Consider the following 25966-nt stretch of genomic DNA (forward strand, 5'->3'; position numbering starts at 1 on the left):
TCTACCTGAGGCTTCCTATTGGCAGGGCTTCTAGGATGAGGAATAGTGGTTCGAACAATTGATTTTCTATGACTTCTTTGCCGGGTGGGGCTCTTGTGAGCGCAATATTGCCAACGCGCCGTACCATTGTCGTCCACACAAATTTTGCGGCCCACATGGCCCGGGTGGCGGCCGCGCGGCGGGGAGAAATCGGGCTGCAGATCATGAGCATGGGGCAAGTTGCCGGACGCCTTGCGGGCGGCTTCCTTGGGCCTATCGATATCGATGCATTGCGTGAAGCTGTCCGAAACGCGTTGCCCGCCGTCTCTCTTGGTGAACTTGAGCCAATAAAGGGCCTGCCCGGGATGGTCCGTGCCGTCGTTGGCACTCTCGACAAAATCTGGCGTGCGGATATCGATCTCTCCATCTCTGAGCACCCTCGACTCAAGGCGATGGCCGCTCTGGAATCCCAGGTTTTGCAGCGGCTGCCGCCTTCAATGAAAACGCCGCGGGTATTGGTTGATCTCGCGCTTAGCCGGCTCACCCATGCGCCCGCGGTGTTGGGCCCTGTCGATATTCACAGCCATAGTGAAATGCCGGTTTGCTGGCGCCGTTTACTTCTCGCGCTTGCGGATCGCGTACCCGTGGTTTGGGTAGCCGGTCCGCGGTCGGTCCCGGACTGGGTCATCGGCAAGAACGTTGAAATCCGTCAAGATCCGCCATCGGGAATTGTGCCAGATGTCTATTCTTGCGCCACGCCGCAGCACGAGGTTTTAGAAGCCTTTCGATGGATGCGATCGCTTCTTGCTGATGGCAAGACAAGGCCGGAAGATATTGCCATAGCAGCCGCGAGCCCTTCAGATTACGACGACTACGTCTCGACGCTATCCCACGAAGCGAACATCCCAATTCACTTCGTGCAGGGCATCCAAGCTGTCGCAACTCCAGCAGGTCAAACAGCCGCAGCGTTGGCTGACGTTCTCGTGAACGGGATTTCCCAAGCGCGCATACAGCGTTTGCTGCGCCGGCTGGATGGCACCGAATGTCTTGCCGGATTACCACGGGACTGGACCCGCGTTCTTCCTGCCGACGCCCCTCTTTCAACTCTCGAACGCTGGAAGCAGGCGTTCTCCTCAGTTGAGCCTACCGCTTGGCCGGGCGGGGTGGACCGGTCCCAGACCGTGCTCGACGTGTTGCAGATCCTTGAAAAAGGCCCCGTAGGAGCTCAGGAAGCCGGAGAAAATCTGCTCCCAAAATTGCCTTTGAAGCTCTGGCGGCTCGCACTTGAGGATGGGCCGGCCACAGCACTTCCCGTTACCCTTACTCGGCTTCGCATTGCCGACGATCTCGAACCCGCTTCGCATCCAATTTGGACACCGGCGATTTCACTTGCGGCCTCCCCCCGGCCTTTCGTTCGCTTGCTCGCACTGAATGCCGGTCGGTGGCCGCGCCGAATTTCAGAGGATCGCCTTATCCCCGATCACATCATTCCGATCGAGGATCTGGACCCACTACCCGTGTCAGACGCGGACCGCAGTGATTTTGCGACCATTGTTGCCAGCGCTACCCAAGCATCGATCTCCTTCAGCAGGCGTGACGTCGAGGGGCGCCTGTTAGGGCGTTCGCCTTTGATCGGCGAGTTCAAGGAGACCTACTTAAGTTACGGCAGGGTCCCGGAACATGCGGCAAGCGAGCCAGACCGTTTAACCGCTCGGCCGACGGAATTCCGGGTTACACCGACGGCGCAGTCCGGGTTAGCTGCATGGCAAGATTGGTATAGGCGCCAAATCAACTCACACGACGGCCTCGTCCGCCCAAAGCACCCACGTCTCTATAAGGTATTCCAGCAGCCCATGTCCGCGACTTCGTTGCGGATGTTATTGCGAGACCCTATTCGCTTTGTCTGGCGATACGCTCTGGGATGGCGTCAACCGGAGGAGACCGACGAACCGTTCAGTGTAGATCCACTCACGTTCGGCGTTCTCGTCCACGAAACTCTTCAGCTTGCCGTCGGCGCACTCGAGTCAAATGGCGGCTTCGGGAAAGCCAAGTTGGACGACGTCATCAAAGCGATCGAGGACGCAGTTCGTCTAACGGCCGCACAATGGGAAACCGAGCAACCCGTTCCGCCTCCGATAATCTGGCGCAACGCTTTGCAGGCAACGTGCAAAGTCGCGACTGCGGCGTTAGCTTATCGTCTTGATCAACTACCAAATCAAAAGAGTTGGACTGAAATTCCATTCGGCATGGCAGATGGCCGTGGCCGTAGCCTCCCATGGGACCCATCGGTATCTGTGGGAATTCCGGGAACGGGGATTGTCATTCAAGGCCAAATCGATCGGCTGGATTTGTCGGCCGACAATCGCCAGGCGCGAGTCATCGACTACAAAACTGGGCGCCTGAGTCGGGACATGGCGGATGTCGTGCTCAGAGGCGGCACTGAGCTGCAGCGCTGCCTGTACGCTTTTGCCGTCCGAACGCTGCTTGGTCCAAAAGTAAAGGTCGAAGCAGCTCTGCTCTATCCGAAAGCAGCCGACGGGGAGCAGGCATTGTTTCCGCTCAACGATATCAACGGGGCTCTGGATACGCTGGCTACGGCCATAGCGTGTGCGCGGGCCAGCCTTGAAGAGGGGTTGGCGCTTCCTGGTATCGATGCGGGCGACAGCTTTAACGACTACTCTTTCGCGTTACCTGCCAACCCGAGCTATCTGGCTCGCAAGCGCCCTATTGCCGATAAGCGGCTCGGTGACGCCATCAAGATTTGGGAGGCGCCATAATGAAGGGATGCGAACTTCCGGATCTAGCTGCCCGCACTGCGGCCCTGACCCACATCGACCGGTCCATGTTGGTAGAAGCTGGTGCGGGTTCAGGCAAGACGTCCATCATGGCCGGGCGCGTAGCGTACTTATTCGCTCAGGGCGTCAGCCCTAAGAATGTGGCGGCGATCACATTCACTGAGTTCGCTGCGAGCGAATTGCGGATCCGTATTGAAAGGTTCGTTAGCTCGCTTTCGGTCGGCGAGATTCCAGACGACATTGTGAGGGCTTTTCCCAACGGGGTACCAGACAATCAACGTCAAAATCTCGTCCGCGCAAAGCGATCCCTCGATGAGCTACTCTGCACCACCATACATGGGTTCGCGCAAGTTCTGATTAAGCCCTACCCTGCAGAATCAGGAATAGATCCCGGCGCCGAGATTATTGATCCGACCGAGGGAGACATCGCCTTCAATGAGCGATATCTCAATTGGCTTAAGGAGCATCTCTCCGGCGAACGCGACGACGGCATCGTCGCCGAGCTCGTCCTCGCGGACGAAGCTCGCGGCCTTCGTCTTATTCGGAGCATTGCAGATTTTCTAAGAAGAAACCGTGATGCCAGACTCCCCAATCACGCCTGGTCAATCTCCCTTGCCAAAGACCTGTCTGTGGCAGCCGCGGCTTTTGAGAAGGAGATAGCTCAGCTCGAGTTTCAAGAGGAACAAACCAGCCAAGCGTGCACGGCATTCATCGAAATGGCAGTGGTGCTCGGTGGCTCTGATTTACTAGTCACCGAGCCTCACAACCGCGCCCTTGTTCAAGCGGCGACTATTCCTCGACATGTTGCTTGTTTCACCCAAACCGGAAGCAAAAGACAGCTGAGGACCAAAGGCGCTTGGGAGAAAGCTGCAGCTGCTGTGGGCAAGACCAAGGCCCAAGGCACGATGGCCTTCCAGGGCTGCGCCGCCCGCTATGACGCCTGTCATCAGGTGCTCAGTGAATTGATGGCTATGGTGGCCGGCGAGCTTCTTACTCGTGTTGTCAGCGCGATGGACCGGCTCTCCGCTGAGTGGCGCAAGTACAAGCGCTCTGCCGCGCTGCTTGATTTCGACGATTTGCTAAATACGGCCAAGGATCTTCTGGTCGCCAACGAAGATGTGCGGAAGGCGCTTGGGAGGCGCTATCGGCACGTCCTGGTAGATGAATTTCAGGACACAGATCCACTGCAGATCGAGATCCTGTGGCGCCTGTGTGGCGATCCCGCAATTGATGAAGACGGGGATCCTCTGACCAGAACCCTTCGCCCGGGCTCCCTTTTTCTGGTCGGCGATCCGAAGCAGGCCATTTATCGATTCCGCGGCGCGGACGTAAACGCCTATGTTCGGGCGCGAGAGGCAATCGGCAATCCATCGGTGGTCAACATCGTTGCGAACTTTCGCTCGGTTGAGCCAATTCTGTCATTCGTCAACAAAGCGTTCGCAAGCCCGCTCTCCGCGGCAGCAGGGCAGCCCGGTTTTACAGCTCTGGCAGCTACCCGTCTTCCAGAACAGAATGCGCTGACGGTCGCGGCACTCGATGTTGCGGTCGAGGATGGCGAGGATAGTACCGAGCAATTGCGTGATGCAGAGGCGGACAGGGTCGCGGAACTCTGCTCAAGAATAGTTGGTAACCTCAAGGTCAGGGAGAAAGGGGAGTTACGGCCTTGCCGATTCGGAGATATTGCGCTTCTCGCCCCGGTCGGAACCGATCTCTGGCGGTTTGAAGAAGCGTTAGAACAATGTGGAATTCCAGTCTCGACGCAAGCTGGAAAAGGGTTCTTTCGACGGCAGGAAATTCAGGATCTCATCGCGCTAACTCGCGCAATCGCGGATGCGCGCGATACGCTTGCCCTGGGGGCTCTACTGCGCGGTCCTCTGGTTGGATTATCGGAAACCGAGCTGCTCGATATTGCCGACGGCATTCCCACCGACCCGAAGTATCCCGACCGCCTTCCGAATCTCACGCTTTGGACCGAGCTCGAGAAGATCGATCATGAGTTGGCGCGCGACGCCATCGAGATCTTGCAGTCTCTCGCGCGGAGAGTGCGTTCGACAACACCCTATGCGCTACTTTCGGACGCCGTCAGTCTGCTTAACGTCCGCGCGCATTTTCGTCATCGTTTCCCCGCCAGTGCTGATCGTGTGCTGGCAAATCTAGACCTATTCCTGGAGATGTCGCGCGCCTACGATGTGCGTGGGTTCCTCGCATTTGCGAGGGACATGAGGGCAAATTGGGAGGAACAGGTTCTCCAGGTCGAGGGGCGTCCGGACGCCGAGGAGCAATCTGTCGCTCTGATCACGATTCATGCCGCGAAAGGTCTCGAATGGCCCGTCGTTATTCCGATCAACATGACTGGAGCACCCAAGTCTGAGACCGGGATCATGCACGATCGACGATCTGGCGAGTTTTCGGCTCCGGTCTTAGGAATCGAGCCGGCAGGCTACTCCCAGCTAAAATCCTGGAATGAGCTCGAATTGGCTCGTGAACGCGTTCGGCTCTGGTATGTCGCTGCGACCAGAGCTCGAGATTTGCTCGTCCTGCCGCGGCATTCTGCACGGCTATCTGACAAGTCATGGGCGCGGCTGGTTGACCTCGGTCTTCCGGCTCTGCCGGCGATTGAACCAGCCGATCTCGGCACCGAAAAAGCGGCGCTATCCACTCCCGAAGAAAACAAGCAGAGTGCCGAGCTGTTCGGAGAGCAGGCCGGTAAGATTTCAGAGGCATACCACACGATCGTTTGGAATCGGCCGAGCCGTCATGAGGTAGAGGCTGCGCCGCAGGCTGGTGGGGAACGGATCTTTTCTGATCCGGAGCAGGTCCACAGCACGCCAGAATCAATCGAGGTTCTTGGCAGCGCTACTCGCGGCACCATACTGCACAAGCTGATGGAAGAGGTGTTAACGGGAGAAACACCAGATGCGCCGACGGAGCTTGAACGACGTTCGATCGAGCTGTTGTCTCAGCTTGGACTGGAGCCTAGCCAAAACCCCGGCGAAGGCATTTCGCCGGCTGAACTCGCGTCAACAGTTTCGAGGACCTTGACTCTGGTTGCAGTCGCCGCTCTGCGTGGATCTTTGGCTCCCGAGCAAATCGTTCTGGGTTGCGACCGCACCGGCACGACAGAGACACTTATTTCCGGCGTCATAGATGCTACTTCCCGCGATGGGGATGGCAGGATTAGCGTCGTCGTTGACTGGAAAAGCGACGTGGCTCTAGACCAGTCCAGGCTGGCCACATACGGTGAGCAGCTTGGGCATTATCGCAATCAAACCGGCGCCGCCCGGGCATTATTGGTGCTTATGACTGCGGAGCGGGTCTTGGATATTAAATGAAGTCCATCCACCCCTGCCGTACCCGATCGACGCAGACCGCACATAGCGAGCCTGTTGTGTCGATTTAGTTTGCCAAGCACTCGAGGATTTATTCTCAGGATTGAACCGCAGATCATGACAAGCTTCTTTCAATCTGTACGACAGTTTTTCCAGCAGCAATACGATGGTAGATATTTTTCGATCGTGCTTCTTGAGCTCTTTCGTACCGAGCCGGATTCGTTTCTCGCAATTCTCGAAACTCTCAAAGGATCGAGTTTCTGGATGCGATTCACAGATCAAATCAGAAGGGGAGAGCTGAACGCAGCATGCGAGCAGCCGTTTCCCGGACAAGGCGGCATTCGGCGAAGAGCCGATCTCTTGTTTAGACTGGGCCGGCAGCCAGTGCTCTTTGTTGAGGTGAAGGAATACGACAACAAAAGTCCAGCCAACGGAGCTCAGCTGACAGATTATTTGAGAGCCGTAACGAATGAAGTCGGATTTCTTTACGTTTACCGTTTTCGTCCTAGCGAGGCTGACATCCGGAAGCTGACGGCCGCTCGTTCAAAGGGGCGGTCTGTAGCGGTCTTGAGATACGACGACATTTATCGGGCGCTAAACAATGGCGCTCAAGGACCGCTAGCGAACCTTGTCTGTCGCTATCTGGAGGACATTGGAGTGGGTGTATATCAGTCTATCAGTTTGAACAGAGAGGACAGTTCGACTGCCAAATTTCTTCTCGTTCAGATGTTGGGAATGCCGCACCAAACCGGCTTAGGAAGACTTCAAAGCGCGGCTTCTGTGACAGCCGGACCGCAGTTGATGAACAAGCTCCTGGGCAACGTGGAAGTGATCGGTGAGCGAGTTCGGGATGCAAATTCGAGTTTGCTTCCGGCGCGCTTCCAGAGGCGCTTCTACGTCAATCACTATTTCGACGTCACGAAGCTAAAGCGCGCCGTCCGTGATCTTTCAACACATGACGAGTTGCCGAAGAGCACAGGCGCTTACGCCAACGGTGGCTACGTCTATTTTTGCGCGACCGGGACGTTAAGGGATTCGAGCCGCGTAAAGGGCCGGAGTTCCACCGTGCTTGAAGTTGGCTTCACATTGGAACTGGAGAAGCAGAAGCGGTCTCTCCAACTGTACGCGTACGTGGAATTAAGGGGAGACGGCTGGGAGCTCTTCGAATATCGACCTTTAAAAGAGTTTCCAAGTGAGGAGATTGCCCTGAACGTGTTTTCAGGCCTTCTGAAGAAGCTCGTATCCGCTGCGAAACCGAAGGTGCCCGCCTCTGCGTGGGTAGTCTTGAGACGATTCAGAGCGACCTTAGATTGATGCGCGGCATCTCACCTTAATTCATATGTTTCGATTGCACCCAAGCTTCCAGAGCCGAGTGACGTGCAACAAGTCATATCGGACGATTCGCTAAAGATTGGACATCTTTCATGCGGCTCATAATGGGTGGCATTAACGGACACTATCTTCGAAACATCACTATGAACTGCGCTTCAGACACTAGCGAGGTTCTGGCCGCTGTGGCGTACGCAACAGATGCGTCTCTTCTCTTTGACTGGTGCTGGCAAAACAGTATTCCGTTGAGGTTCTACGGCAGACTAGATGACGGTGTTGCCGTCAGTGTCCCAATCCTTACTGATTTCCTTCGCAAGAAGTCCCAGAAGTTTGTCTGCCGCCTCGTTCAACATCACCACGCCAAAGTCATTTGGTGGCGCGGAGTAGGGGTGTACATCGGTTCGGCAAATCTCTCAGGCGGCGCGTGGTACAGAAATGTCGAGGCTGGATGTTTCTTTTCCGACGAAGAAATCACCGATGATATGGCTAGCGACATCTTGGACCTGTTTGCGACCCTCGAGGCGAACGCTACACCGCTCACCGAGGAGCTGCTGGAGGAGATGAAAAGGAGAGCCCGGGTTCTTTCAGCCGCGATTCCCGACTCTAAGGATTTCTGGGCAAGCCCTAGCATCAAGAGGTGGCCGGGCTTGGTCCAAACCGCCCCCAAGAGCGCGATGGACCGAAAACGCCAAGTATTTCTCGAAGAATGGCATGCGACGCTACAGGACCTTCGAGACATTGGAGCAACAATCAGCCGGGCCGAAAATCGTCCTGCGTGGATCAGTGAATCCGCATCTGCTGGATCTCAGGCAGATCAATTCTTACACGCACATTACTACCAGCGCACGTTTGATGGAAGGAAGGCCAACTACGCTGCGTTGTTCGAGCAGAATCACCACCATCGCGAACAGGCCGTGGCTGAGACTGTGCAGTGGTGGCGACAGCTCCGTACGGCTCCGTCCTCTGAAGAGGAGATGCTTAACATTACTGCTCCCTACCTCCGCACAGCCTTAGCGGAGCAGTCCTTGCACTCTATGACCGAGGAGGCCTTTCGTCAGGTCTGCATGAGGGTACATTCGATTAAGGACTACGCAAGACGTGTTCCGAACAAAGCGGTGGGGCTTCCAGACGACGGCACCCCTTACACCATACCGGATAAAGTGACCGCGCTTTCCAGGCGAATTTGGAATGATAAATCGACAAATGGAGTCCGCGTCAATGAACTCCTTCATTACGTCCTGTATGGAGGATCTAGCGAACAGTTGCCCGAGCGCCTCTGGCAGGCCGTCAGTGATCCCAAATGGAAAATTGATGGCCTTGGAATAAGTGCTCTTGGCGAACTGGTAGGATGGGCGCTCCCAGATCGTTTCCCTCCTAGGAACGGCCGCACATCGAAAGCACTTAGGTCGCTGGGCTACGACGTGACAGTCCATGTTGAATGAGGAAAGAAGCCCCAAAAACTACCGCCGTTTTTGGACTGACCCTCGCACCAAAGGAAGGCATTGAGCACAATCGTACGTCAATATCTGGCGGACCACGGGGCTTTCAGTTGAGTTGCTACATGAGACGTCGTCCGGGACCTCGCACCTAAACAGGGCCCATACAGTGACCGGCTTTTGCTCTCATGTGAGTGGGCCGTTTGTCTTCAAGTATGTGACCTCAAAGGCCTTCACCGGACGATAGGCCTGCAGCCGATTAGCGAGGCTGAAAGCGTCATTCATTTCAAACTTCTGATAGATGTCTAGGCCTCGATCGAGGCTGATTTTCCAGCCGGTGTCGCTCACAATGTGGCGCGCATGGATCGTGTTTGTTCCATCGAATTCCCACGAGAATTTTATTCCGGCTGCCGTGCAGGCACTTTCGACGGCGACGAGATTCGCATGCTGCTTTTCCGAAGAGACCTCATCTGGACGGGTGACGAGGCGCACCGCGACCTCATCCTCCGGCGCCTTACGTACGGCGATCATCTCGATGAACTCCATCAAATTACGCACTTGATGGAACATCCGGATATAGGGATCTGTGATGACGATGTTAGTTGCACCTTTTAGCCAAGGCCAGAAAAGGTCCGCGTAGGTAACACCTTTCTGGTTCTCGCTGAAAACCTTGTGCCCTTCGCTCGCACCGACGAGCCCCCCATTTGTCTCGGCTGACTTCTTCACACCGCCCAAGACAGGCCCGTCACCACCTTCCTTCACGCCTTCAGGCACCGGCTCGTCATGGGTGGGGGCGCGCTTATTGTAATATTGCGGATATTCAGCCTGTTCGAGCGTTTTCACGACCACCTTGCGGCCATCGCGAGCCGTGAATGAGAAGTCCGTTTCTGGATATGTGCTGTCGATCCGAAGGAGCTGATCCTTGACTCGCTTCCGACCCTCAACCGCGAGATGCAGGATCTCCTCTACCTCTGCCTCTGTTGCATTGTCGGCCGGGAAGAGCAGCTTCATCATCCCGGAGAACGTCTTGTTCACGCCATCGCGGTCGCGCGTCGAAATATCCGATGAGAGCGTGAACAGGGCCTGGTAACGGTTGGAGTAGTCGTTATTGCGCATGTGCCGAAGGATTTCGGCCAGGTAGTCGACGACGAAGCCATACCCGGATGCGAACATTTCTCCGCGGATGACGTCGATCTCCCAGCCTGGGACATAGGTGTGCAGTCGATCGATGAAGGCAGAATCGTAATATTTCTCGGGAAGCTCCTCAAACAAATCGGTATGCTTCAGCATGTAGGGAACATTATGCTTGGTGTTCCCGACAAAAACCATCGACGCCTCGGCGCCAAGCGTCTCTACTCCTCGCGAGAAGCTCTTGTTGGCCATGTAGTTTTTCATGATGTCGACAAGCGCCTTGTCGACTCTTTTTTGCCGGCCGGCGAACTCGTCAAAAGCTACAACGTCCCAGTAGCCAACCAATCCGATCTTTCCCGAGCTGTTGTTGACGAACAGCTTCGGCACCGTCACTTCTCCCCCGGAGATCAGAATGCCGTGCGGCGAGAACTCCGAGAAGATATGCGACTTGCCAGTGCCCTTCGGTCCCAGTTCGATCAGATTGTAGTTTCGCTCGACGAAGGGCACGAGGCGCATCAGTTGCAGGAGCTTGCTGCGACGACCGAACATCTCGGGATCGAAGCCGACCGTCTGGAACAGCAGATCGATCCATTCGTCGGTCGTGAATCCCGCGCGCGCGCCGAGAAAAGCCTCATAGTCAAACTTCGATAGCTGGATCGGTTTGATGCTCCCCAAAATCCAGGGTTCAACGTTCTTGTCCTCGCTGTGCTCATATTCTACGTCGGCGATGCACCAGACACCGCTAACTAGCAGCTTAGGATGAGCCTTCACGGTGTCGGAGTCGATGATGACCTTCTTGATACCCAGGTTGGCGAAGGTCGCCTCATAGGCATCTTTGTCGGTGTTGAGATCGACGCTAATCTTGTCGATCACCTTCCACCGGCCCTTTTCCCGGATGTTCGATCGGATCAGTCCCGCCTCGTTACGATGGACGTAGTGCTTGCGAAGGATTTCCTTGACGGTCTCGATCCCTGATTGGATCGAGCTCTCATCATTGGTGGCGCAGTATTGTCCGAGCAGGAACTCCAACACGTAGGACGGGACAATGGCATTGCCCTTTACCGCGTTGACCAGGTCCTTGCGAACCACGAGGCCCGGGAAGCGTTCGTTGATCTTGTCATCCAGCGCGGTCATCGCTTCCCCCTTCAAAAGTCGAAATCACTCGAGAAGCTACGGCGCAGCGTGTAGCGAGCCGTGCGGTACTCCCTGAAGTGAGAGGTGTCGCCATGTCGCTCTTCCAGCTTCAGGATCACCTCCTGGCCGTCGAATTCGTCGGCCCGGCGGAGCAGGAGGAACCGGACCGGAACTTCGCGCTCTCGCGCGTTTTCGGATCGGAAGTCGAACACAAGTTCGTGGCTATCGGAGATCAATTCGCCCGACTGCGCATAAATGCCGGCTCTCAGTGTTCGCGCCTGGGTTTTCTCCGTGACGGCCTCCACCTGGTAGAAGCGGACCGAGATCTGGCTCGACGTGATCAACTTGTTCGAGCTTCCGATGATCTCCACGTCAACCGCGGTAGTGTCGCTCTGGCGTTTCTTGTTGATCTTGACGACGGGAACGACAATCTCCTGAAGGGTCGCGCCGCCATGCACGAACCGGCTCCCCGATCCCTGCCGGCGAAGCCGGTTGATTGATTTCGGGATGAGCAATTCCACGGAACCTTCGAGGCCGGCCTGCGCTGGCGTGAAGCGCCGCAGGCCATGATTGCCTTTCAGACCGTGTCCGAGAATGAAACGCCGGTCGCGGAAAAGGATCACGTCACCTTCGACCTGCGCAGACGAGAAGTCGCTCTCTTCGATCGGCCGGTGCTGGTAGATGAAGCCATGATCGGACGTGACGATCATGTTGTTGGCGTTCGCGCCATTGAGCTTTTTGACAACCCTCACGATCTCCTCGATCGTGTCCTCGGCCGCCTCGAAAACACGTTCCTCTGAATCCCGCTTGTCGCCGGTCGCGTCGATCAAATTGTGATAGACATAGATGACGTCATGATCGCGGACGAGCGCTCGCGCCTCGTCTTTGTCCAGCGCCATAAGCTCCTCCACCTTCACGGCGGTCGTTCTGTCGCCCGTCCGTCCTGTCGCCAGGATTTTCTTGCGGTTTTCGATTCCCTGCGAACTCTGATCATTCACCAGCACGGTGCCGCTGTCGTTGTCCGCAATCTGCAACTCGCCATTGGGCAGAAGCGCTGCCATCCCAAGCTGGGTATAGCTCGGCAGGCAGCCGAACATCGGATCGAGGCCAGCCTCGTAGCGGTCTAGGCCGAGAATGCGTCCTCGCAGCTCCTCTGCCACCTCATAGCGAAGCGCGTCGGAAATTATGACACACACCTTCTGATCGCGCCGGCGAAATTCACCCACGTGTTCCCTGTAGAAAGTACGCTGCGCGGGGATCGAGGCCGCCGACCAGGTTTCAGCCTCGTCGACATGCGTCTGCCACGCCTCGTTCAGGGGCAGCAGGTAGCTGTTGACGTAGTGATTCTCAACCTGTTCGAACAGCTCGCGCATCAACGTGGCCTGCCCGGACTTCTGCATGCGCCAGATGAATTTCCGGTAGAGCTGATCGATCCTGAACCAGCTCTTCGCATAGCGCTCCACGCCTTCCGCGAGACTGGTCATGCCGAGCGTAACATGCGCCATCGCCTGCTGGAACTCGGCAGCGAAGCCGATCGCTTCGTAGAGGTCGCGATAGGCACCATACCAATAGCTTTGCCGCCGTTGGCGGATCCAATTCAGGACGTCGCCTTGCGACACTGTCTGGGCGCCGACCTCATGGACCAATGCGCGGATGATCGCGCGATCGACCTCCTCGAAATAGTCGACCTCGATCAGGGTACGGAAGTCACGCTTGGCGAGATCCTGGGCCACGCCCAACGCCTCTGCATATTCGGCCGAGAGTCTTGCGAATGACTCTTCCGCATTGCGGCTATTCTTCCAACGACGGAAGAACACCAACACTTCAGGAGTCAAAATCGATTCGCCGCCGACCGCGCTCTGGTAGCAAGACTTGAACATCGTGATCGCGAAGTCACCGATACTCGCCTTATCAGCACGATAGCCGAAGATTCGCTCCATCTGATCCCAGAGGAAACCGTTCAAGCCGACACGACCGATCAGCCGTAGGCTGTCGTCCTTGCCGGCGGCCAGTTCTCCCAGCAGCGCCTCGACGACGGTGTCGAAGTCGCCATCAGCCCCGGTGCACACCCCCAACATCCTCAAGCGCAGCTTCGCCTTCGTGTCGTCGCCATGAACGGCAACCTTGAGCTTCTCCAGCCGACGCCCGGAGCGAAAGAACTCGTGGTGCTCCCGAACTAGGTCCTCGAAACTGATAGGGAAACCTAGGTCCGCTAACCAGATGGCGACCTGATCGGTCTTGAACACCCCGTGCGCCAGCTCGATGTCGAGTAGCCAGTTATCGACGTCGGCCGGACGTGGCCCGTCCCAATAGAGCAAAAACCGCCGCTTCGGTTCCTTCCGCAGAACGCGATGCTTCACCCCGAACTCAGTGCTGGCAACCTCGATTTTTTCGACGCCATCGAGAGTCAGCGACTCGAACGCCTGCCGGAATTCGTGCGCCGGATCGTACCAGAAGACGATCCGGTGCTTGTCGAACTGGACTTCGAGTCCCTTGGAGATCCGGTCCTGCATGTTCAGTCGTCCAAATCGTTGAGGCCCTTGATGGGCTTCAGGGCGGCGCCAAACTTCGGATAATTTGCTTTCACCCCGTCATCGAGATCTATCGCGATCTTTTGCGTCGCCAATGGGAATAGGACGTCACGCTCCCAGGCATCGAGCTCCTCGATCTGCCTGACCGTGGCCTCGATCTCCTTCAGGGCCTTGGTCTTCTGCGCGGACGAAGCGTCCCCGCTGATGCTGCGCGCTTCCTGCGCCCGGCGATAGCCTTCGAGCTTGGAACGGAACTCCCGCAGATAGTCGTTCAGCACCACACTCACGGTGTCGGGACGATAGCGGTGCATGTAGATCAGCGCGTTGAACGTGCCCTTCGGGCTGGCGAACAGCCAGTAGATCGGCCGTTTCTTGTACCGCTTCACATGATCGTTGAAAAAGTCGCGCGTGAAGTACCTGCGGATGTCCTTACCTAGCGCTTTCTCGACGAAGGCGAGGTTCTCCTGGAAACGCTCCTCGCCGGAAGTGACTCGCAGGAAGCGGCGGAACCGCGCCGCGATGTCGTCTGCAAACCAGTCGCCATCGAGTACGGGGATCACATTGTCGGCATCTGGCTCAAATGTCGCGTTCGGCACTTTGGCGCGATAGTTCTCAAATCCCTCGCCTTGGCTTGCGAGGATCAGGCCAGGCGTATCGAGGCTATAGCGTCCAAACATGCAACCAACGGCATAGGAGACAAACTCTCGCATCGTGTCGGCGAGCAGCAGCTCTTCCAGTTCCGCCTTCGTCTTCTCACCGCTATAGCGATACGCGGGATTGCAAGTAAGGGTGACTTCCTCAATCGGCACCTCATGGGTCAGTTCATGTTGCAGATCATAGGCGCCAATGAAGATGCGGTTATTCTCTTCCTCCAGCCTCTGCATTTCGTCCGTCATGTTGCGCCAATGGGCGCGCAGTCGGGCGTAGGTAGCCTCCAGCGCTTCGCTCCGGTGGTCGAGTGAGAGCAAGGGAAAGGTGGCAAAATCCCAAGAGCTTTCGAACGCATCCCAGTCGGCACGCGAAAGTTCAATCAGTTTCGTAGCAAACGGTTCGATCCTTTCCAACACATTCTCTCGAACAGGAAACTGTCCGATGCTGCCTGGATTGAAGTCAATCGTTGGGCATAGAATTTCTAAGAATTTTGTTCCGACCTTCGAAAGCAGAAGCGCCATAAATGATGATTCCGAAAAATCTGCTTCGGAAAAAATCATGCTCCCTTTCTGGTCAAAAATGCCTTTTCCATCGACAAATCTAGCGGAGAAAGCGCCACTCGAAACGTTCGTATAGGTAACTCCCGAACGAAAATAGAATTCGCGGTTTTGAGGACGCGCGCTTGGATGATGGATGATTGCGCTTCCGTCTTGCGACCAATTGAGAACCATATCTCGATTCCCATACCATTTTCGGTATTCACCTCCCTTCACGTAAGGCACCCACACTGCGCCCTCGTCCGCCATTCGCGTATTGTCGAAAGATACTTCGGGCCACAATCTTATAAAGTGTTCGTTATCACCTGTTTGGAGGCCGACGAGCACTTTACCGAACGTTGAAAAAGGCGAGCAGATTTCGAAACTGCTTAGCACTTCCTCGCTTAGCCAGTAGGCAACAGGAGTTCCAGGAATATTCCTGAATCGGCTTTGATCGAACAGGAACTCGCCATCCCCTGCCGTGAGAAATCTCGATTCGATTTCCTGAGGTGATCTCACGTCAACGTGGCGATCAAACAGACGCCTGAAGGTGGCTTTTACGCCCTGACGCGGTTTTGAATTTCTGAACGAGAAGGCGGTAGAACCAAAGTCGGAGCCAAAAATTCCTCGGCCCAAATGCAGTAAGGATGATATTTCCCAGTGAGTGACGATTTGACTTCGAAACTTGCTGAAAGACGCGAGAAACATCCAAGAAGGCAGGTTAATCATCCCCCAATAGCCGTTCTGGATGGCTAGTGAGGAGCAACGCTCCATGAAGCAGGTCATTAAGTCAAAGCGAGCATCAGAGTAAGCAAGTTTGACAAAGGCCTGAAGCTTCGCGTTCATTCCGTTCCAGCCCATATACGGTGGGTTGGCCACCACCACGCGATATTTAGGTGTAAGGGCCTCGGCCATGCGCAACACAGCTACCACGCGCGTCTGAACCTCTCGCAACAGGAGATCGCTACCAAAATCTTGCGACACCACCACCCGCAGCGTCTCAGCTGGGTCGCGCAATTTTGGCATGATCAGCGAGCCAAAGTTGCTAGCTTGCTCGAACTGCAGCAGCGTCTCACGTACATCATCCGTGAACAGGTCGCGCCCTACCACGGCGGCGACCTCAGTCATCTCGGCCGGGGTGAACGTTACGTTCTGCAGCACGACGACGTCGGGCTTTACCTCCATCCGCAGGAAGCGTCGCCGCCCAATCTTTGCGGCAGCCTTCATCGCCAGTGCAAAGGCGGCCAGCGCCCCAGCTCGGTCGTCGATCTCCAGTCCTGTCAGATTGTGCTTCAGTATCAGGCCCGGGATCTCAGTCGCTTCGTATCCCTCTTCCTCATAAATCCCGTAAAGAAGATCGAAGGCATAGGTCAGCATGTGCCCGGATCCACAGGCAGGATCGCAGACCTTGATTTCCGTTGGTGACGCAACGCGCAGGAAGTCCGTCTCTGGCTCTTCCGGCGGAATGTAATATTCCATGCGCTTCTTCAACGGAGAGCCTGGCCGGTTCGACATCCAAAGCCGACCGAGCGAATTCTCGACCAGGTAACGCACGATCCAGTGCGGGGTGAACAGTTGCGTGGCGGCAGGGATGTTCTCGGCCGTGATCTTCACATTCTTCTTCAGCGCAGCGAAGACGTCGTCCTTCTTCTCGGAAATATAGAACTGATAGAGCCAGCCGATAATCTCCACATCGGCGCAGACATCGGGGGTCATGGCCTCCCGCAGATAGGCGAGGATGGAAGCATTCGACAGCAAGTCATCGGGTAGCAGCAGTTCGGTATAGTCATCGATCCGCTCAAACATGAACGACATCACCCGATGCCAGTCGTTGCAGATCGCAACGAGCAGCAAACGGTAAGCCTCGGCCTGCGCATCGACGCTTGGGGAGCGGCCGTCCAAGAGAGCGTGGACCTGGGCGCGGATTTTCTCCGGAACGCGATCCTCATCGATGTTTCCGGCCTTGGCCTCGGCCAGGATCTCAGGTTGGAACTGACCAGACAAAGGCGAGACGACGCGAACGGGGTTGAGGTCGTTCATGTCCATGAAGCGCAAGGCCGAAAAGCGGTTGAACCAGATGTAAGCTACGCGCTCGATCACCAGGCTCTTGCCGTCCCTCGTAGTGGCCTCATCGAGTTTTTTCATCGCCTCCGGATGCTCGCGCCGCGCGGCGGCATCTGGCGCGAGCACGGAGTCTAGCTTGGCGCTGACCTGCCCCATCAGGGTACGGCGGGCGAATTGCGCGAACTTCTTGAGCTTCGTGGTGTCCATCAAGCCGCCCCTTCACTAATCCGCCGGATTGATCGATCACCGAAGCGCTTTTTCCATTGCTCAATATTCAAGATGATGCAGCTTGCCGCGCAATCACGCGCCCAATCCGCATGTCGTATGGGGATCGATTTCTTCAGTTCATCCTGCTTTGTTAGCAGTAATGGTGCTTCCAATATCTTCATTGAAAGCAGCACAACATAGACGACGCTTAGGTCGTCCTTTCCCTGAACGGATCGGAAGAAAAGAGTGTCTCGGAATTTCCCGGATAGGCTTTGCACTAGCTTGCCGGAGTTTAGTTTCTGCTCAAATGCAGGCACGTTCTGTGCTGCAGGATTATCGGGATCCTTTATTTCAACAAACACGGAGCGATCTTCATATTCGGCTATGAAATCGACCCGCTGCATGGTGCTATTGCCATGATAGGCGCTGTCATCGAAATGAATAACCGCCTTCGCCTCTGGGAACGCGATTTCCAAATCGTATTCCAGCACCGTTGTCATAGCTTGACTCCCTCTAGGGAGCGCTCGATTTCAGCGTCGTACAACTCGCTGAAGGTCTTCGCTATGCCGGTATTTACGAGCTGGTCATAGTCATCAGTGGAGTGAACGACTATCGCCGCACCATTCTCCTCTCTAACTAGTACATGGAATCGGACATGATCCTCCTTGCCCTTTTCCATGAGCAAATCGAACCACTTCAATAGAACATAGTCGTGGGTCGCGAGGACGATCTGCTGACCGTTGCGCGATAGCTCGAGAAGAAGCTGAACGAGCTTCTTCATCAGCTTCGGGTTCAGGTTTGCTTCAGGTTCGTCCCACAGGAGTACGCCAGTGTCGCCAGGGTTAATCGAGCCGTTGCTGAGCAGTCGATGCAGCACGCCGATCTTCCGGTATCCCTCGGCGGTCATGCTGCTCGAAAGCGACCGACCGTCCTTCGTGACGAAGCGGGTGACCGTCGAGTCCTGATAGGCTTGCCCTGCCTTCGACTTCGACCGGGCGGGATCGACCTTCTCCTCGTAGCGCCCGGGCTCGAAGCGGAAAGTCCCGCCGTCCGCCCAGCGATAACGTCCTCCGACGAGGTCGACTAACTCGCGGACGATGCTCGACAGCCTGGGATCCTCGGCAAGGCTCGAAGCCTCGTCCTCGAAACCGGGATGAACGAGGAGTTCCGCGAGGTCGATGTAGCCATCGTCGAAGATCATCTCGACGGTGGCACGATCATGATCCGGATGGCGCATGCCACGAATGAGCGATAACACCTCCTTCGTCGGAATGAACACGGGTTGCAGTTCATGCCCCGTGCCGCTGGCATCCACCTTGATCCGCACTGATTGGGAGCGGCTGCCGAACGAAATCGCTACGCGGGTGTCATCGCTGCTCACCAGGCTGAGCCGCGTTTGCCCCTTCGCGCCGCTAGCGCGCAGAGTACCGATCTTGTTTTCCTCGGGCGAGAAGAGCCGCAGCAGCTTCCTTGATATGTCGGCCCCCACCTCCTTCTCCGAACGATCGGCGGATAGAGGCAGGCCCGCCAGGGCCAGACCATAGATCGCCTTCAGGAGGTGTGTTTTGCCCGACCCATTAGAGCCTATGACCACGTTCACCCGCGGAGAGAGCGATAGCTGCAAGCTCCCGAACGCCGTGAAATTCTCGATCTCGATGCCGGCGATCATCACACAGTCACCCGCCTGCCTGCGCGGATTTCGGCGATCAGCCTCTCGCGCAGGGTGTCCAAATAGGCGTCAATGTCCTGCTCATCGGCGAGGTACGGCTTGGCATAAGTGACGCGCAGCGCGCTGGCGGCCACGTATCCCGGTTGGGCCGCCGCCGGCGGCGAGCCGCTCGCCCCATCTCTGAAGCCACGCTGCTCACTGTCCCCACCATCCTTCTTCACGGGAGGCGGCGCCGTCACACGACCGAGCAGCGCCGGATAGCCGGACGCCCGGAATCCGCTCACGCGCTCCCGGATCACTGCGATCAACTTGCTGGCGTCAATGGCGTCCAGAACTGTTGAGAAGGCCGCCTCGATTTCCTGACGGTCAGGCTCTACAAAAGAGGCGAATTCGGGGAGCGCCCGCAGCTTGGCGCGAAGCTCCTCGATATCGGCAATCGCCGTCGCGCGTTCCGCCGCGAGCCGAGTGTCGACCTCAGCCTTGAGGGCATCAAGGGTGCCCTTGATCTGCTGAATGGCACTGCCCTTGAAGCAATTGGGATCGTCCAAAACCTCGCGGATGGCATGGGCCCGGTCTTCGCCCCCATATCCGAAATTGGCGTTTTGATCGGTCAGATAGTTCCGCGCCTCGTCATAGATCGTCTTCTGACCACCGCCCATGAAGCGACGGATCGGGTCGAGAATGCTCTCCTTCAGGTCGAGTAGCCGATCCTCGTGGCGGCCGAGGTCCTGAAGATACCAGGCATAGGGCTTGCTCGCGACCTCACGGAGCGCATCCTGGAGCTGGCCCAGCGCGGACAGAAAGGGGTAGCGGGACGATTGCCCTTCCAGGGCCGCAAGTTCGGTCTTGAGCGCGCCGAAGGCCTCGGCCGACTCGATTCCGAGCGCTTTGCCCTCGGCGCCGGCCGGCTGCTGATCGAAAAATTCGCGGAAGAATTCCTTGAGCTTACGAGTCTGCGCCGGCGTGAACTCCACCTGGAGTTCGAGCACGATATTGCCGAGGGAGTGAGCGTTCTGAAGCCCGCGAAGCAAGGCATCGCCTTCCAACGGGCTGCCGTCCGAACGCGCTTCGATCTTGCCGCGTCCAAGCAGGCTGGCTGTGGTGCAAAGGATGGCGGCGTAGGACCAACCATAGGGCTTGCGTTCGAACCGCTCGGTGACGGCCTTCACTGTTGTCCTAATACCATTGCGCGCGTTTGACCGCGCGAAGTTGAGAATCTCCTGTTCAGTCTCGGTGAGATTGGTGCTGTCGCCGCCGAACATGCCGTCGTTGCCGTGCATGAAGAACCGGCCGATCTCGTTTTCGGAATAGGCGACGCCGCGCAGCATGCTAAGATTGACGTAAACCTTGTCGACGAGGGTCTGAAACGCACGCTCGATTCGGGCTTGAGCATCCTCCGAGCGAACCTCGACTTCCTCCCCGCGCACGAAAAGCCGGGCATCGCCCACCAGGGCGCGGGCTTTGAGCGTCAGATCGCGCTGCCGGCTGCTGTTCTGCTCGCCCTTCTCGCGGACGATGCGCTCGATGCTCGGCTGCTGCGTCACGGAGCGCGCCTGACGGACATATTTGTCCGTCCGCTTGAACGTCATCAGGTCACTGACGAAGCGATTGTCGGCATTGAGAACGATGGCGAGTTCGTCCCTCGACATCGTGCGCATGGCGGTCGCCTCGGCATTACCGCTCTGCTCGTGAAATGGCGTGATGACGTTGATCGCCAGCTCGTAGTCGCGGCCGAGCAGCCGGTCATCGAGGTAGCGCGCAAAGGCGTAGTCCTGCGAGGACGCCTCGTGCCGGAGCTTGCGACTCTTAATGACGCCATCAAAAATCAGCGTCTCCAGTTCCTTTGCGATCTCTGCCGTGTCGACGTCGATTGCCTTGATTTCCTGTTCGACGTCCTTCTCCTCGTCGGTCAGGAACTCGAACAGTTCGCCGTTGCGCTGGATGTAAGTGTTCTGCTCAAGCAGACTCAGCGCCTCATCAACCCGCCGCTTGTGCTTCGTCAGGTCCGTGTCGAACCTGTCCAGCATTAGGATCGCGACGTTGCGGGCCGTGGGCTTGAAGCCCTTGACATACTTGACCAGAAACAATGCCTTCAGAATCCGCGTCGCGAATTCATCGCCTAGGTTCTTCTCGGCAATCAGGATCGATTGCTGGACATTCGATTTGAGCGCGGTGCGGATGCCCTCGAACATCTGGTCGAAGGTCGCAAGCCCGCCGACCAGCAGATCCGCGAGCCGCACCGCGACTTCCTGGAAAACCCCAAGCATGGACCGTTCGCCGACGGAGCTGTGTTTTCCCTCAAAAGCGTTGTGTTGGGACAGGTTCTGGATCGCTAACTGGAACAGCGGATATTGGTAAGGAACAAAGGGATAGCTGTGAATGAAATGATCGCGGTCACGGAAGTTCTCCAACCTGATTGAGCCATCCGTGAAGTCGAACAGCGTCTTCAGATTGTTCGACTCGCGATGGTAGAGGTCGGACAGGCTGCTAATGCCGGACTCGGTCTTTTTGAGCAGCCGCTTCTGGATCACTTCGGCGACATCAGCGCTGTTGAGCGGCATCCGATTGGCGAAGCGTGCCTGAATCTTAGAGAAGTCGTTCTCCTGCCGCTGGTTCATATCGCCGATGACGGACGCCATATCCTGCTGCGCGGTGACGATGATCCAGGCCCGACCGCGACACTTGGTGTTCAAGCTCTCCGCGATCGTCTGAAGATTCGTCATGAGCTTGACGTTGTCGGCGATGTACTGGCCCACCTCGTCGACAAAGAAATTCAGCCGGAAGCCCGGCTTCTGTGCGTCGATGTAAGCCTTCACCTTCTCGGCGAAGTCCTCGATCGATGACCGGAAATCCTGACGATACCGGGTCAGGATGCCTTCGCCCTCGGACGGATTAGCGCCCGTGGCCTGTGCATAGGCTTTGGCGACATTCGCGCTCTCCAGCAGGGCCTGCTCGCGTCCGCGCTCCCAAGCCTTTCCGGCGACCGACTGATAGGCCTCCCTGAACGCCTGGAGCATCCCGCGACTGTCCAGATCGCGCTCGAACTGGGCGATGTGCGGCTGCTTGCCATAGTAGCCGCTCATTTCGTCGAAGACTTTCTGGAACACGGAAAGCAGCGCGTCGATCTGCCCCTTCGAGATGACGTCGGCCTTCTGGTCGATATTGAATAGGATGCTCTTCGACGGGGTCGACACCGCCTTGCGCAGGTCGGCCGCGAGGATCTCATTCTGCGCGCATTTCTGCTTGAAAAGCTCATAGGCGGGGCTTCCGCCGATGTCCCGATTCTCGAGAAGGAGCGCCAGCATTTTCAGCAGGTGCGATTTGCCCGAGCCGAAAAAGCCGGAGATCCAGACTCCGTTTGCCGTGCCGTAATTGTTATAGGCATCGAGGAACTTCTCGAGCTGACGCTCGATCTCATTCGTGATGACATACTCTTCAAGTTCGACCCTGAGACTGGCTTCGTCATCGGCCTTGATCACCCCTTCGATCGCGCGATCGACGGGTTTTTCGAAGATGTCGCGAAGTGTGGTCATGCCCCCCTCAGATTTCATAATGCGTTATGTCGAATGCCCGGTAGTATTTGTCGTCATGCAAGATTCCAAACAAATCGAGTGACGCACCGGTATCCAGGCTTTGCGTATATTTTCCGGGAAAGAACATCACCGTCGGCTTTTCCTTGGCGGTGCTCTGAAGGTTATTCAATACATTGTGGGAGCGGATATATGGGTAGACCTCGCCGACCCCCGACAGGAACAGGACATCGAACTCCCGCTTCGCAAGAAGGGCCCCAATTTCCGGAATGAGATGGGTTTCCGGATCGAGAACCCCTTGCAGAAGCTCCTTGAGCTCGTCCTTTCCGATGCTTGACTCCGCCGCAAGAACGTCATCCCAGATGCCGCGATTGTGCAGCAGGGAAATGCTGAGGTCGTAGAGGTTGATCTCGACCACGCGCACGCCGCGGTTCTCGAGTTGCTTCACGAGGCCGGCGCGCATCGTCTCCATGCCGACCGCTTCCTCGGCCGGATAGGGGCAGATGAAGAACGGCACTTCATTGCCAAGACCCTGCTTCTTGAGGAATCTTTCGCTCGCGATAACCTTGAGAAGGTGGTCGAAGCGGTCCTTGGCGGTTGCCATCTTGCTGAGCCTCGCCATTATCCCTTCCTCCCTACCTGTCGTTCGGCGCCGGGGAAGTATCGCAGTTCATTGGCGTTTCCCGCCTGGATGACGGCCAACACGCGCGGTGACAACATCGCCCCGAGTATCTGGTCGTCCTGCGACAGGATCTCGGCTTCGCGCATCAGGCGGAACAGCACCGCGCGAAGCTTGGCGCGTGTGGTGACCGACAGCGTCGCCAGCTTCGGGGACCATTCCTCCTTCGCGGACAGAAAGGCGTCAAAATCGTCGTAAGTCAGGGTCGTGCGCAGTGACAGGAACCTGTCGCTGAGCACCTCGACGGCGAACTCGGCGATGAACCTGTAAGCGCGGCAGGCCGCAAGCCACAAGAGCGCTGCCTGTTCGCTCCGCTCGCCTTCGATAAGCAGCGCCAGTTCGTCCGGAGAAAGGCGCTTCAGGCGATTTACGATCTCCCGAATCGACCTCCGCGCCGAGCTGGCTTTGCGAACCGGGAACGCCCCGCTCTTTTGTGCGTCGATCACCGTGTCTTCCCAATCAGCGCCGGCGGTATGCAGACGGGCAACCGCCACACTCTCATTGACGTAAAGACCGCCAGTCCCGAATGACATCAGATAAGGCTGATGCAGCGCCCCCTTCATCAAGCGTCTCCAGTACTTCTATTTTGGAGCATGCTCAGCCTCCCCGAACTCAAAGTCTGATCGCCTCAATGCGCGCGGTCTCATGGTCGTTAAAGACAACGAAACGCCGAGCACGGGAATTTTCCTGAGTTGCAGGTGCCCGGAGAAGACCCCAAGTCGCTCTGCATATCAGACAGCAGCGCAAAACAATCCGCTAAAATTGTATATTCCTCCTATCATAGCCTTTAATCGGATCGTTAATTGTGGACATCTATCAAGATCTTATTCTCCTTTCGACGGACGGCGCCGGCGATCTCCCCCTTCGAGGCTAAAGCCTGATTTGCGAGATTATCGATGGCTCCCGCAACATGGCTTCAGGTGGAAACTCTTCGCAAATGTCGGCCACCGTGCGGACCTGTCATTGCTTCCGCAGTGAGCCCGTGGCAGCGACCAAGCGTCTTCAGTTGATTACACCACGAATGATTAGGCGAGAGCCCTCTCGTAACCACGCGTTCATCCGCGAGCGAATAGCACATGCCCTTCGAGAGATCCTTTTCCCCTCCTTCGAGGCATGCGACGGTCCACGACGCCGACGGACCACGCTCAGGCCGTCGGACGAATGCCCGCAGCCTTCAACTAATGTCTATGTTTGGGAACCGGTCGACGGCCTTCGCCTTCGCAGCAATGGTTACGTCCCCATAATCCTCAGAAGCATTGCGCGGAGCGTGGCCCTGTATGGCATCGAGCACACGCATAGCAACCTCCTGCTCAATGCCGACAGTCTTGAAACGATGGCGCCAGCCATGGCTCGGATCAACGTTCGGGTCGTTCACAACTTCACGCACGAACGTGTTGACCTTATTCCGCGCCGTCTTCACCGCCCTGCGAACGCCTAGCTCGCCGGGCTTGGGGTCAATGAATAGATACCCCCCTGGTGACCTCTCGTAGAACTCCGGGAAACCTTCGTCGATGATTTGCCGATGCAGCACCACGTCTCTGGCTTCGTCAGTCTTCACGGGGCCCGCCTCGGGCGTCACGTGCACGACCCAAGCTTCGCCTTCACGGCGAACGTCCTCTTTGCGAAGCTGAAGCATCTCGCCTACCCGCGATCCCGTGAAGGCACACAACCACGGCACCCACCGTTTCGCCAACGCCAGCTTGGGAGCAGCCCTCCCCGCAGCGGCATTCCGGGCATGCTTGAGAATGGCAGATGCTTCTCGGTCGTAAAATCCCTTTGATCTAAGTTTGCGCGACTTGCCGACCTTGATGGTAAGTCCTTCAGCAGGATTGGAGTGCATGCGGCGGTTCATGACCGCCCAGCCAAACACCGTCTTTAGGCCGGCTAGGTCACTATCCTTCACGGTCTTCGCACTCGCCCCGCCCTGCAGCCGGTGATCCTTGAAGCGGACGATGTCCTCCGGCGTTACGCGGCCAGCCTCGTCGTGCTTCAGGAAGGCCACGAGCTTCATCAGCGTCTTCTGATAGCTCTCATAGGTACTCTGCTTGCGACCGGCGGCCTTCGCCTCCTTCCACCAATCCTCGACCAATGCCGATAGCGACCCGTTCGAGGAGCTAGGCTCGAAGGCTGCCTTTCCTCGTTCTGCCGCAGCGTTCCTTTGCGGGAATGGAATTGCCTGAGAATCGGGCGAGTAATCGCCTTCGCCTCTCGCCAGCTTAGCCAGCGTCAGGCACGCGCGCTGTATGGCCGCGCCGATTGCCCTAGCCATAGTTTGTTGATTTTGCCTATCGGCGAAGATTCCGTGGGCGGTAAGATAGCCGTTTGCTGCTTCTAAACAGTCCTGCTCCATAAGGCGGATCTTGAGCAGTTCTTGACTGGAGTCCGATCGGAGCGATCCCGGCTCGACCAGAGGTGCACTTCCCCGGGCTCCAAACAGCCAATCGCCTAATCTGACGTCCCATCTCGTCTGTTGGCTCGGATTATCGCCGTACTGCTCGATCCATCGATCATGCTCGGCGATTGCCAATTGGTGCGCCTCGCGCTCCGTCAGGGGCTTCGGTCCGGCACGCAGGTTTGCCCAGCGCACCTCGAGCTCGGCAAGCGCCATCGCAAAGCGCTGTTTAGCCTCCCCCGGATCGCGGGTTTTAAGGCTTACCTTCTCCTCGCGCCTGCCGACGATCTTGCGCAGATCGTCCGGAACGGCTTTCCGGAGCTGATAGATTCCAGTTTTGGGATGCTTCCACGGACGCGACATAGCCAACGGCATTGTACCACCCTTCTGTACCACTGAGGAGCGGGCAAGCCGTTGAATTTGCTAATTTGCTTTGGATTTCACGCTCTTAGAAGAGCGATGGTGCCCAGGAAAGGACTCGAACCTTCACGGCCGTTAAGCCACTGGCACCTGAAGCCAGCGCGTCTACCAATTCCACCACCTGGGCATGCCGTTTGGGGCACGGAGGCGGTTA

At 57.0% G+C, this 25966-nt stretch carries 13 protein-coding genes and 1 tRNA gene; 4 read left to right on the top strand and 10 right to left on the bottom strand.

Features of this window, described 5'->3' with window-relative positions; translation table 11 throughout:
• The first annotated feature begins 155 nt into the window (after positions 1–155).
• The 4 genes from QA645_RS00855 (at position 156) to QA645_RS00870 (ending at position 8874) form a co-directional block, all read left to right on the top strand.
• Positions 156–2756, top strand: a complete 2601-nt coding sequence (locus tag QA645_RS00855) for a PD-(D/E)XK nuclease family protein (RefSeq protein ID WP_283047555.1) — start codon at positions 156–158, stop codon at positions 2754–2756.
• Entirely contained in the window at positions 2756–6106 is a 3351-nt protein-coding gene (locus tag QA645_RS00860; RefSeq protein WP_283047557.1) for a UvrD-helicase domain-containing protein, read from the top strand. Before QA645_RS00855 ends, QA645_RS00860 begins: the two co-directional genes overlap by 1 nt.
• 114 nt (positions 6107–6220) lie before the next feature.
• Positions 6221–7417 (top strand): hypothetical protein, encoded by a 1197-nt coding sequence (locus tag QA645_RS00865; RefSeq protein WP_283047559.1) that lies wholly within the window; start codon positions 6221–6223, stop codon positions 7415–7417.
• A gap of 110 nt (positions 7418–7527) precedes the next feature.
• Positions 7528–8874, top strand: a complete 1347-nt coding sequence (locus QA645_RS00870) for a phospholipase D family protein (protein WP_283047560.1) — start codon at positions 7528–7530, stop codon at positions 8872–8874.
• 180 nt (positions 8875–9054) lie between these two features.
• Here QA645_RS00870 and brxL read toward each other — a convergent pair whose 3' ends face one another.
• The 10 genes from brxL to QA645_RS00920 form a co-directional block, all read right to left on the bottom strand.
• Complete coding sequence (gene brxL, locus QA645_RS00875; RefSeq protein ID WP_283047562.1) at positions 9055–11133, bottom strand: BREX system Lon protease-like protein BrxL; 2079 nt, start codon at positions 11131–11133, stop codon at positions 9055–9057.
• Positions 11134–11144: 11 nt separating this feature from the next.
• Positions 11145–13646: a BREX-1 system phosphatase PglZ type A gene (gene pglZ, locus QA645_RS00880; protein WP_283047563.1), complete on the bottom strand. Its 2502-nt coding sequence runs from the start codon at positions 13644–13646 to the stop codon at positions 11145–11147.
• Positions 13647–13648: 2 nt separating this feature from the next.
• The gene (pglX, locus tag QA645_RS00885; RefSeq protein ID WP_283047565.1) at positions 13649–17122 is read right to left on the bottom strand and encodes a BREX-1 system adenine-specific DNA-methyltransferase PglX; all 3474 of its coding nucleotides are present in this window, start codon (positions 17120–17122) and stop codon (positions 13649–13651) included.
• On the bottom strand, positions 17122–17622 hold the full coding sequence (locus QA645_RS00890; RefSeq protein WP_283047567.1) for a hypothetical protein: 501 nt from the start codon (positions 17620–17622) through the stop codon (positions 17122–17124). Before QA645_RS00890 ends, pglX begins: the two co-directional genes overlap by 1 nt.
• Entirely contained in the window at positions 17619–18791 is a 1173-nt protein-coding gene (locus QA645_RS00895) for an AAA family ATPase (protein ID WP_283047569.1), read from the bottom strand. Before QA645_RS00895 ends, QA645_RS00890 begins: the two co-directional genes overlap by 4 nt.
• The gene (gene brxC, locus QA645_RS00900; protein WP_283047571.1) at positions 18791–22324 is read right to left on the bottom strand and encodes a BREX system P-loop protein BrxC; all 3534 of its coding nucleotides are present in this window, start codon (positions 22322–22324) and stop codon (positions 18791–18793) included. Before brxC ends, QA645_RS00895 begins: the two co-directional genes overlap by 1 nt.
• Positions 22325–22331: 7 nt before the next feature.
• Positions 22332–22943, bottom strand: coding sequence for a DUF1788 domain-containing protein (locus QA645_RS00905; RefSeq protein WP_283047577.1), 612 nt, complete (start codon positions 22941–22943; stop codon positions 22332–22334).
• Entirely contained in the window at positions 22943–23563 is a 621-nt protein-coding gene (locus QA645_RS00910; RefSeq protein ID WP_283047579.1) for a DUF1819 family protein, read from the bottom strand. Before QA645_RS00910 ends, QA645_RS00905 begins: the two co-directional genes overlap by 1 nt.
• Before the next feature lie 611 nt (positions 23564–24174).
• Positions 24175–25767, bottom strand: a complete 1593-nt coding sequence (locus QA645_RS00915; RefSeq protein WP_283047580.1) for a DUF6538 domain-containing protein — start codon at positions 25765–25767, stop codon at positions 24175–24177.
• An 85-nt stretch (positions 25768–25852) separates the two neighbouring features.
• Positions 25853–25939, bottom strand: a tRNA-Leu gene (locus QA645_RS00920).
• Positions 25940–25966: the final 27 nt, after the last annotated feature.

This window comes from Bradyrhizobium sp. CIAT3101, from assembly GCF_029714945.1.
Taxonomy (GTDB): domain Bacteria; phylum Pseudomonadota; class Alphaproteobacteria; order Rhizobiales; family Xanthobacteraceae; genus Bradyrhizobium.